The 11,542-nt window shown below is 45.3% G+C and carries 8 protein-coding genes; 2 read left to right on the forward strand and 6 right to left on the reverse strand.

The annotated features are described in order from the left end of the window. Positions 1-5: 5 nt before the first annotated feature. Together R8O10_RS10015 and R8O10_RS10020 are read right to left on the reverse strand one after the other, a co-directional pair. The gene (locus tag R8O10_RS10015) at positions 6-1,274 is read right to left on the reverse strand and encodes an O-acetylhomoserine aminocarboxypropyltransferase/cysteine synthase family protein (RefSeq protein ID WP_005381677.1); all 1,269 of its coding nucleotides are present in this window, start codon (positions 1,272-1,274) and stop codon (positions 6-8) included. Between the two features lie 119 nt (positions 1,275-1,393). Further along, positions 1,394-2,305 (reverse strand): LysR substrate-binding domain-containing protein, encoded by a 912-nt coding sequence (locus tag R8O10_RS10020; RefSeq protein WP_137281744.1) that lies wholly within the window; start codon positions 2,303-2,305, stop codon positions 1,394-1,396. 106 nt (positions 2,306-2,411) lie between these two features. Between R8O10_RS10020 and R8O10_RS10025 the strand changes: the two genes are divergently transcribed. After that, complete coding sequence (locus R8O10_RS10025) at positions 2,412-3,668, forward strand: D-amino acid dehydrogenase (RefSeq protein WP_318191352.1); 1,257 nt, start codon at positions 2,412-2,414, stop codon at positions 3,666-3,668. 307 nt (positions 3,669-3,975) lie between these two features. Then, positions 3,976-5,523, forward strand: a complete 1,548-nt coding sequence (locus tag R8O10_RS10030; RefSeq protein WP_005381681.1) for an alanine/glycine:cation symporter family protein — start codon at positions 3,976-3,978, stop codon at positions 5,521-5,523. A 100-nt stretch (positions 5,524-5,623) separates the two neighbouring features. Here the strand turns inward: R8O10_RS10030 and R8O10_RS10035 are convergent, their stop codons facing one another. The 4 genes from R8O10_RS10035 to guaA form a co-directional block, all read right to left on the reverse strand. Further along, complete coding sequence (locus tag R8O10_RS10035) at positions 5,624-6,214, reverse strand: acetate uptake transporter (protein ID WP_005381682.1); 591 nt, start codon at positions 6,212-6,214, stop codon at positions 5,624-5,626. A 182-nt stretch (positions 6,215-6,396) separates the two neighbouring features. Beyond that, a complete protein-coding gene (locus tag R8O10_RS10040) occupies positions 6,397-8,079 on the reverse strand; it encodes a chitinase (protein WP_005381683.1) in 1,683 nt (560 codons plus the stop codon). Between the two features lie 212 nt (positions 8,080-8,291). Continuing rightward, entirely contained in the window at positions 8,292-9,815 is a 1,524-nt protein-coding gene (locus R8O10_RS10045) for a Na+/H+ antiporter NhaC family protein (protein ID WP_182039362.1), read from the reverse strand. 165 nt (positions 9,816-9,980) lie between these two features. Next, positions 9,981-11,534 carry a glutamine-hydrolyzing GMP synthase gene (gene guaA, locus R8O10_RS10050; RefSeq protein ID WP_005381685.1) on the reverse strand — a complete coding sequence of 518 codons (1,554 nt, stop codon included), beginning with the start codon at positions 11,532-11,534 and terminating at the stop codon, positions 9,981-9,983. Positions 11,535-11,542: the final 8 nt, after the last annotated feature.

Genomic DNA, 11,542 nt, shown 5'->3' on the forward strand with positions numbered 1-11,542 from the left:
TCGTTTTACGCGTTTAGTGCCTGTTCTAAATCGGCTAGAATATCGTCAATATGTTCAATACCCACCGATAAACGAATCATCTCTGGAGACACACCAGCTTGTTTTTGTTCTGCTTCGCTCAATTGACGATGAGTCGTCGATGCAGGATGGCAAGCCAATGATTTTGCATCGCCAATGTTCACCAAACGCTTAAAGATTTTCAAAGCATCATAAAAACGCACACCAGCGTCATAACCATCTTTTAAACCAAACGACAAAATCGCAGAAGGCTTACCTTTCATGTATTTTTCGGCGAGATGGAAGTGTTCAGAACTTGGCAATCCGGCATAACTTACCCAACTGACTTTGTCATTCTGTTCCAAGAATTCAGCCACTTTGAGTGTGTTCTCGGTATGGCGCTCCATACGCAGCGGTAACGTTTCTAACCCTTGCATAAGCATAAATGCATTCATCGGTGATAATGCTGCTCCGGTATTACGCAGTGGTACGGTACGCGCACGCCCGATAAACGCCGCCTCACCAAACGCTTCGGTATACACCACGCCGTGGTAAGAAGGTTCTGGTTGGTTGAAAACAGGAAAGCGGTCTTTGTGCTGTGCCCAAGGGAATTTACCGGAATCCACAATCACGCCACCTAATGTGGTGCCATGCCCACCAACGTATTTAGTGAGAGAGTGAACTACGATATCCGCACCAAATTCGATGGGTTTGCAAAGCACTGGCGTCGCAACGGTGTTATCCACAATCACAGGTACGCCTTGTGCATGAGCAAGCTCCGCCACACGTTCTAAATCGATGATATTACCCGCAGGGTTACCAATGCTCTCGCAGTACACCGCTTTGGTATTTTCATCAATTAATTCGGCCAAACTTTCTGGCTTGTCATCTTTAGCAAACTTCACCTGAATACCTTGATTTGGGAGCATGTGCGCAAACAAGGTATAAGTACCGCCATAAAGTTGCGGCGTAGAAACGATGTTATCGCCCGCTTGCGCTAACGTCAGAATCGCATAGTTAATCGCTGCACTCCCCGCACTCACGACCAATCCAGCAATGCCGCCTTCTAACGCTGCCATGCGTTTTTCCAGCACGTCATTAGTCGGATTCATGATGCGAGTGTAGATATTCCCCGGCACTTCCAAGTTAAACAGATCAGCGCCGTGCTGCGCGTTATCAAACTCGTACGCGACCGTTTGATAAATCGGTGTCGCGACAGATTTGGTGGTCGGGTCAGTTTCGTAACCAAAATGGATAGATAGCGTTTCGTCTTTCATGTTCTTCCCTGTCTTTCATCACTCAAATAGCGGCAAGCAAAGCACTTACCTTGCTTATAAAACTTATATTGCCCAATTTTTCAACAAATAACGTAGGGATGAATCACAGAGATAAAACGCTAATTCAACTGTCCAAGTAACCAGTGACGAAACGTTTCTGTCGCATTCGTACGTGTGTTCATGATCAAGTAATACCCTGCATTGGCAGGAATCGGTTTGAATGGAGAAACCAAACGCTCTGTCGTCAATTCATCCTCAATCAATGCCATTCGAGCCATCGCAATCCCAACGCCAGCTTCGGCTGCAGACATCGCCATATCCGTTCGATTAAAAAAGTGTCCGATATCGGTTTTAAAATCCAACCCCATCGCTGACGCCCAATATAGCCACTCATAGTCACGCGTCGCTTTTTCCCATGGCATCGCATCGTGTAGTAGCGTCGCCTCTTGCCATTGCTTCACTGGCATTGAGTTTTTTTGCTCACCAAACAACGTTTTTAGCCAGCCATGATCCTCAAGGTATTTTGGACTCATCACCGGTAGCAGATGCTCATCCAAAATCAGCTCCGCGTTAGCATTTCTATAAGGATGAAGACCATAGTCAATTGCGACGTCATAGTCTTTTATCTCACTATTTACCAGCGCACCTTCCGCAAAGATTTGTACTTGGATATCCGGATTATCATGATGGAAGCTTTCGAGCTTTGGGACTAACCATTTGAAAGCAAAAGAAGGCGTCAACTTCAAACGAATTTCATTGGTTTGCTTTTCTACTTTGAGCTCATCAAGCAATTTGCTCAGTTCCGAAAAGTGAAACTGCGTCGCTTGGTGTAACTGAGTGCCTTTTACGGTTAAACGAATACCGCGAGAGTGGCGTTCAAATAAAGTAAAACCTAATAACGCTTCTAAATGAATAATTTGTTGGCTTATGGCACCAGTGGTGAGGTGTAAATGTCTTGCGGCACCAGTAAAGCTGCTGTACTCCGCGACTTGGCTAAATAGGCACAAACCACTTATCAGATTACTTTTCATCCTTGAGCCTATAGTTTTTCTAAACACTGTGTGTAATTTATATCGATTGTTAATAAAAGGTAAAGAAAAGAAACTGAGCACTCTGATAAATGTGTGGAGTGCATCAATGGAAGTCATCGTATTAGGCAGCGGCGTTATCGGCTTAACCTCTGCTTGGTATTTATCTCAAGCAGGCTATCAAGTTACCGTCATTGACCGCCAACCAAGCAGTGCCATGGAAACGAGCTTCGCCAATGCCGGGCAGATCTCGTATGGCTATTCTTCGCCTTGGGCTGCGCCTGGTGTTCCTGTTAAAGCCATTAAGTGGTTAATGGAAGAGCATGCTCCACTTAAAATCAAACCCACTCTGAATGCCGACATGATCCGCTGGGCGAGTAAAATGGTCGCGAACTGCACCCTACCTCGCTATCAAGTTAACAAGGCTCGCATGCTTTCGATCGCTAACCACAGCCGTATTTGCTTAGAACAGTTACGCCAAGAACACGCCATTGAGTATCAAGGACGTCAGTTTGGGACCTTGCAAGTATTCCGAACACATCAACAGCTGCAAGCTATTGAAAAGGACATGCAGCTCCTTGAACAAAGCGGAACCCGATTTAAGCTAATGGACGTCGAACAATGTATTGAACAAGAGCCAGGGCTTGCACTTGTGAAAGACAAACTGGTTGGTGGCTTGCATCTACCTGATGACGAAACGGGCGATTGCCATCAATTTTGCCAACAACTAACGGAGCTTGCTAAGGCACACGGTGTCCGATTTGAGTTCGATACTGAAGTAAGCAATTGGGTTACAGTAGGTAAAAAGATCATAGGTGTCCAAACGAACCGAGGACAATTTAAAGCAGACCAATATGTGGTGGCCTCTGGCAGCTACTCTACAGCGCTACTCAAGCAACTCGATATTGATATTCCGGTCTACCCTGTCAAAGGCTATTCACTCACCATCCCGATGGAAGATGAACACTTCTCTCCTCGATCTACTGTGATGGATGAAACCTATAAAGTCGCTATGACTCGATTTGATGACCGAATTCGCGTAGCTGGCACCGCAGAATTAGCAGGGTTTGATGCTTCCCTTCCACAAAAGCGCAAAAACACCATCGAAATGGTCATCCGTGATCTTTTTCCTCGTTGTGGTGACTTCAGCCAAGCTGAGTTTTGGAGCGGCTTTAGGCCAATGACGCCTGATGGCACACCAATTATCGGCGCGACTAAATACGATAACCTTTTTACTAACACCGGACACGGAACTCTGGGCTGGACGATGGCTTGTGGTTCAGGTCAATTGCTAGCAAGCGTAATGAAAGGTGAAAAAACAAAAGTGATGGATAATGCGGAGCTTAACCTTTGTCGTTACACCTGAGGACATGACTGAACAAAAAACAGGCAGACACTTACTCCACAAAATACATAACCACTGGCATTTTTAACTCATCAAAATCGCAGCACATTTAAATGACAATGTGCTGCATAATTAATCATCAGGCAAATCTTCTACCTAAAAGGAGCAAATAAGCAACAAGAACCAAATTTTAACAACTACTCTCCATTCTGTGTTCATCATCACGCTACAAAGGATTTGTAGCCAAAAAAGTTAACAATTGCATTACATAAAGGGTAATGTATTGTGTGAAAAACAACCACAAACACAACTAACAGGGAAAATACTCATGCAGTCATTAGTTGATTTTCTGAATGGAATTATTTGGAGCCCGGTACTGATCTATTTGTGCCTTGGCGCAGGTTTGTTCTATTCAATCATGACGCGTTTTGTACAAATTCGTCACTTCTTTGAGATGTGGCGCTTATTACTTTCAGGGAAGAGTTCAACAAAAGGGATATCATCATTTCAGGCACTTGCCGTTTCACTGTCTGGCCGTGTAGGTACAGGTAACATTGCTGGTGTTGCTGCTGCTATCGGTTTCGGTGGCCCAGGCGCCGTATTCTGGATGTGGGTCGTAGCCTTCTTTGGCGCTGCAACCGCATACGCAGAATCAACACTTGCACAAATTTATAAAGAAGAAGACGAAGGCGAGTTCCGTGGTGGCCCTGCTTACTATATTGAGAAAGCAATGGGACAAAAATGGTACGCTTGGATCTTTGCTATCGCGACCATCTTTGCTTGTGGTGTTCTACTTCCTGGCGTTCAATCGAACAGTATCGGTAACGCAGTAGAAGCCGCATTTGGCTCAGGTGACATGATTGAAACCGCTATTGGTACCTTCAGTTTTGCTAAAATTTTCACTGGTACGGTTGTTTGTGTCATTTTGGCTTTCATCATTTTTGGTGGCGTAAAGCGTATCGCGAACTTTACCCAAGTCGTTGTGCCATTTATGGCGTTAGCTTACATCATTACTGCGTTTGTCATCATCCTTCTAAACATTGGTGAGGTTCCACGCATTTTCGGCATGATCATTGGTGACGCGTTCACACCAATGGCAGGCGTTGGTGCAGCAATCGGCTGGGGTGTAAAACGTGGTGTCTACTCCAACGAAGCAGGTCAAGGTACTGGTCCTCACGCAGCAGCAGCAGCGAGTGTTGATCACCCAGCTCAGCAAGGTCTTGTTCAATCTTTCTCTATTTACATCGATACACTACTTGTGTGTTCAGCAACCGCGTTCATGATTCTTATCACTGGCGCGTACAACGTAAATGGTGCGATTGAAGGTACATTCCTGGTTCAAAACCTACCAGCGGATATTGGTGCAAATGGTCCTGTGTTTACACAGATGGCGATCGAAAGCGCACTACCTGGCGTGGGTAAACCATTCATCGCAATCGCTCTATTCTTCTTCGCGTTTACGACCATTCTGGCTTACTACTACATTGCAGAAACGAACATTGCTTACATTCGTCGTACGTTCAAAGTAAATGGACTGATGTTTATTCTGAAAGTCATCATTATTTCATCCGTGTTCTACGGAACCGTGAAAACCGCCAACTTAGCATGGGCGATGGGTGATGTAGGTGTAGGACTGATGGCGTGGCTAAACATCATCGGTATTTTGATCATCTTCTTTATGTCGAAGCCTGCACTCAAAGCATTGAACGACTACGAAGAGCAACAAAAACGTGGTGTGACCGATTTTACATTTAACCCTGTTGCACTGGGCATTAAAGGCGCAGATTACTGGGAAGATAAGTACCGACGTAAAACGGGTAAAGCACCAACGGCAGACAGCAATAGCGCAGAAACTGTTGAGCAACCATCAACATAGCGTTATCACATAAATAAGAAAAAGCAGTGGTCCGATTGAGGACATAAAAAAGGGGGATTAACCAATGGTTAATCCCCCTTTCTTCATTATGAGTAACAGCTTAGGCGATAACCGCTTCAACTTTACGAGCGATTTTTGCTTTACCGACAGGTAACACTTCACGACCAAATTCGTTGTTCAGTACTTGTGCCATTGCGAAGTAAATTGCACTTGCGCCACAGAAGATACCCTCGAAGCCAGCGATAGCACCGATCACTTCGCTACCAGTGAAATCACGAGCAGCAAGCAAGAAGAACAGGATAGTTAGAGAGCCAAATACCACTTGCTTCGCTGTTGGGTAACATAGAGAACCAATGAACATGAAACCAGTGAAGATGCCCCAAAGCGCTAGGTACCAACCCATAAAGCTTGCAGGGCTTGCAGGAAGACCCATGTGAGGCATTACGATTAGACCAACCAATGTTAGCCAAAATAGACCGTAAGAAGTAAACGCAGTTGTGCCGAATGTATCACCGCGTTTAAAGCACATGATGCCAACGATTACTTGGCTAAGGCCACCGTAAAAGATGCCCATCGCTAGAATCATAGAGTCAATTGGGAAAAATCCTGCATTATGAATATTGAGCAGAATAGTGGTCATACCGAAACCCATAAGACCTAGCGGTGCTGGGTTAGCCAGTTTTGTCGACATGTACAAATACCTTTTTTCAAAAATGTTGATAAAAAATGCGCGCGAATTTTAATGGGCTCCAGAACAAAAGAGAAAAGCTGTTATTGAAAACTTAGATTCCATAAATAAACCACTACATATATAAAAAAAGACCCTGCAAAAAAGCAGAGTCTTTATAGATGGTTAGGTTGTTTTTTACTCGATCACTGACAAGAAATCTCGTCCCAGAACCAGTTGCTTTGCGTTGGGCTTTCCCACACTCCTGGGCCATTTTTCGCAACAAAACATTTGTTTTGGTACGTCACTTTATCGCCGTTAGCGACTTGCGTTACACCCGGCTCCCACTGAATAAAATTGCCTGTCACTGGTGGTTCTGGCTCGGTTACTGGCGGCTCTGGCTCAGTCACCGGTGGTTCAGGTTCCGTTGTAGGCGGCTCCGTAGGAGTGCCTGAAACCAGCTTCCAAGGGTCTCCTTTCGTTGGCTCATTACCTTGTGACCACCATTTCGCTTCGTAAACAGCACCTTGGTAAGAAACTTGATCACCCGTGTTATATACTTTGCCAGAATCCCAAGCTGCCACACCACCTACAGGCGGATCGACCGGATCCACTGGGTCTAACTTGTCAACTACACGAACTTCTGGCCAACCCGCATGAGATTGGTAGAAGTTAGTTACACATTTCTCATAGTCACCCGCAACTAGCGCAGAGTAAGCCGTTTGGAAACCAACAAGTTCACATTCAAAAGAGTGGCCTCCCGGACGATCTGAGTAGTATTTCCAGTTCCCATCCCAGTTGGTGTACAACACGTCTGTCGCACCATTCAGATTTAAGCTGCCGTAAGGCGTCTGCTGCCAACAGGTATTGGTCTCATCGGCTTCAATTGGAATTTGATAATGAGCGGCAAGTCCTTCCCAATAGCGAATACGGTTAACAGGTTGACCTTTATCTTTGTTTTGCTCTCCACACTCAATACCACCATTGATCACGTTGATGGTGGTACCAAAGCCGTAACCAATGCCAGCATCAAGCTCACGCTGTGAAGGCACCCAAGTACGGTCAATCACATGTAGCATTGCAGGTTTCGGTGCTTGTGGGGTTAGGAAGAACCAGATAGCCGATGCTAAGTTCAGCCACGAATCCGCAACCAAGCCTGGATTTTTCAGCAATACAGATGCATCGCCATCAAACATCACTTCAGAGAACGCGCCATAGTTAAAATGGTAAGAAAGCTGCTTTGCACCACGTCCAAAGTAACCTTGTCCAGACTCACATGGCCAGCGTTTGTTTTGCCAGTCATTTTGACCACAACCTGTTGTGTAACCTTCTTGCCCTTCAGACCATCCCATTTCTCGCACATGAACCAAAGCTTGCTGCCACTCTTCCAACCCTAGCGGATTATCCGATACGTTATCAATCGAAATATGGCCACCGGTTTCTTGTGCAAAGTGAGCAAACGCTGTCACGATCGATTTTTTACAAATTGCATCCGAATCACGACCGTCTGTGTACTCACCACAGAATGCAGGGAACTTACCAATTGCACGTAGGAAACGCGTGTAAGTGTATTCAGGTGCCGCCATTTGAGTCAGGAAGTCCCACTCACTTTCGGGGAATACACGCTCTACACGCTTCACGTTTTCTGGGTTGGTTGTCGCCCCTGGAACAATCGCTTCAACCACTGAGTTCGGGCGTGTCTCTAATGCTTGTGACCAAATGGCATACATAGGATCAGAAGTTTTGCTTTGCTCTACGGCTTGAACGTCACCACGAGCAATAACATAACCATTCGGATTTTGCGGATCGGGCTGAATATTCATACTCGCATTCACTTGTGCTGCTAAGACACAACTCAATGCAAGAGGAAGATGTTTGAGTGCAAACATGTCTAGTCTCCGGATTTCAACAATACAATATACGAGGAATAACTAGACATATAGTGGATCATATATACGAAACACCGAGCCAAGTACGTTGATTCTGCGAGACAAAATGAATAAATAGGTCCTCACACACATTTTGTCACAAGAAAAATGTTACCTTGACTCAAAAGAAAAGCGGAGACCCTGTGAGCCTCCGCTTTGTGATGTTTCTCTCTTTATTGTTCTGCCGAAACCACCTCTAGCTTCGCGGTTGACTTTTGTTTAGACAGCACAAAATAAACCACACACTGAGAAATAATTGCGGCAAGCACAATCACTGGTGAGGCGTTGATTCCAGCTAAAAGAAAACACCCTAATGCGATCATTCCATTGAGTAATGCGTAAGGCAATTGTGTACGGAAGTGCTCATACTGTTCACACCCCGCTCCTGTCGACGACAAAATCGTAGTTTCAGAGATGGGAGAACAGTGATCGCCAAACAAGCCACCAGATAATACCGCACCAATACAAACCAACAGTGGTGCATCAATCGCAACGGCAGTTGGGATCACTAATGGCATCATGATGGCAAACGTCCCCCAAGATGATCCCGTAGCGAACGAGATAATACCGGCCAGTAAAAACGCAACCGCTGGCAATAACCAGTAAGGGAAACCGGCTTGAGCTTGTTCAGCAATGTATGCAGCTGCACCTAATTCTTTCCCAACCGAGCTAAGCGCCCAAGCCAATACCAGAATCACCGCCACTGACATCATGTTTGACATCCCTTTCAGATAAACCTGAATACCATCCGAAAGCTTTCTTACGCCATAAAACGCCATCAGCGCAATTAAAGTGAAGGCCGCGAAGAAATATGCAGAAGAAAGTGCAGCCCTAAACGTTGATCCTGCCACTTTTTGAAATGGAAAACCGTGTGGCACGAGGATGGTACATAGAACCACCAGCATAACGAGCAAAGGTGCCCATACAAAACTAGATTTTGCATTTTTATGCGTAAACACATTCATAGACTCCTGCACTTTCCCAAAGTCGGAGCCCTGCTCTGCTAGTTGTTCAGCCTTCGCCATCGGTCCGAAATCTAATTTGAAGAAAGAGACAATCGGCACAATCGCGATCGCAAGAAAGGCGTAAAACTGATACGGGATCGCGCCAATGAAAGCATCCCAATCACTCATACTGACATTCAGGGCAGTAAACTCTTTTTGAATCAATCCCATGATGTAAACGCCCCATCCGATAAAAGGGATCAAGATTGCGACGGGAGAGGAAGTAGAGTCGATAATAAAAGCTAATTTTTGGCGTGATACTTTTAACTTATCAAATAAAGGGCGAAAAACAGGACCAACAATCAGCGGTGTACCAAGGTCAGAGAAGAAAATAACCACACCACCGAACCATACGGACAGTTGAGCTTGGCACTTACTCGCCACCCATTGAGTGACCTTTTTAGCAAACGCCACACCACCGCCAGATTTCTCCATCAAGGCAACAAAGCCACCAATAAAGACCAAGAGCAAAATGACGCCCGCATTGTAGCTGTCAGTTAATTGCGGCAGTAGATAGCTTTTCATCAATGCACTAAACGAGTCTAGTGGCCCTTTTTCGACAAATGTCCCTTCAAGCATAGCGACACCACTCACCACACCGGCGAATAAACCAACAACGACATTTCTTGTGGTCAGCGCGAGGAAAAGAGTAATAAGGATGGGAATGAGAGAGGTAACGTCAGCCTGTTCCATAGCAATACCGTTTATGATAATTAAACAATTAAAATGAATATATATTTAATTTAACCGCATGTATATATCTCTCACAAAAAAGTTGAGCCACCTCTTCACAAACTTGAAGTACAAAAAAACCAGCCCGAAGGCTGGTTCTTATAAACTCAACTGTCTAGAGGAAAATTATTCCCACTCGATAGTCGCTGGTGGCTTACCAGAAATGTCGTAAACAACACGAGAAATGCCATCAACTTCGTTGATAATACGGTTAGATACCTTACCTAGGAAGTCGTATGGTAGGTGCGCCCAGTGTGCCGTCATAAAGTCGATGGTTTCTACTGCACGCAGTGACACAACCCAATCGTACTTACGGCCATCGCCCATTACACCAACAGAACGTACTGGTAGGAATACCGTGAACGCTTGAGATACTTTGTTGTATAGATCAGCTGCGTGAAGCTCTTCAATAAAGATAGCATCAGCACGGCGTAGCAAGTCACAGTACTCTTTCTTGATTTCACCAAGAACACGAACACCTAGACCAGGACCCGGGAATGGGTGGCGGTAAAGCATGTTGTAAGGCAGGCCTAATTCTAGACCAATCTTACGAACTTCATCTTTGAACAACTCACGTAGTGGCTCAACAAGACCCATTTCCATGTCATCTGGAAGACCGCCCACGTTGTGGTGCGATTTGATCACGTGCGCTTTACCAGTCTTAGATGCAGCTGACTCGATTACATCAGGGTAAATCGTACCTTGAGCTAGCCATTTCGCGTTTTTCAGCTTCTTAGACTCTTCATCGAATACATCTACGAATACGTGACCGATAGTCTTACGCTTCTCTTCTGGGTCAGACTTGCCTTCAAGTGCTTTTAGGAAGCGTTCTTCAGCGTCAACTTTGATGATGTTCAAACCAAATTGGTCGCCGAACATATCCATTACTTGTTGACCTTCGTTTAGACGAAGTAAACCGTTATCAACAAATACACACGTTAGCTTGTCGCCGATTGCACGGTGAACTAGCATCGCGACTACCGATGAATCAACACCACCAGATAGACCTAGGATAACTTCGTCGTCACCCACTTGCTCTTTAATACGAGCAACCGCGTCTTCGATGATAGATTCAGAAGTCCATAGACGTTCACAGCCACATACGCCAAGAACAAAGTTCTCAAGCATTTGTAGGCCACCTTTTGTGTGTGTCACTTCTGGGTGGAACTGAACGCCGTAGTATTTCTTCTCTTCATTCGCCATCGCAGCGTAAGGACAAGTGTCTGTCTCACCAACTTTTACGAAATCGGCTGGGATCTCTACTACTTTGTCGCCATGGCTCATCCAAACGTCTTGAGTTGCTTCAAGGTCTTTAAATAGAGCACATTCACCAGAAACTTTAACCTGAGCGTAGCCAAACTCACGTTCGTTAGAGCCCGCCACTTTGCCTCCTAGCTGTTCCGCCATGGTTTGCATGCCGTAACATACGCCAAGCAAAGGAACACCAGAATCAAACACATATTGAGGCGCGCGTGGAGAGTTCTCTTCCGTTACGCTTTCTGGACCGCCAGATAGGATAATGCCATCTGGGTTGAATTCGCGAATATCCGCTTCTTCTACATCCCAGCTCCATAGTTCACAGTAAACGCCGATTTCACGTACGCGGCGTGCTACTAATTGAGTGTACTGAGAACCGAAGTCCAAGATCAGAATACGTTGGTCATGGATATTTTTAGTCATTTTGAGCA

Origin of the sequence: Vibrio sp. 1727, assembly GCF_033344415.1 — a bacterium.
Lineage (GTDB): Bacteria > Pseudomonadota > Gammaproteobacteria > Enterobacterales > Vibrionaceae > Vibrio > Vibrio alginolyticus.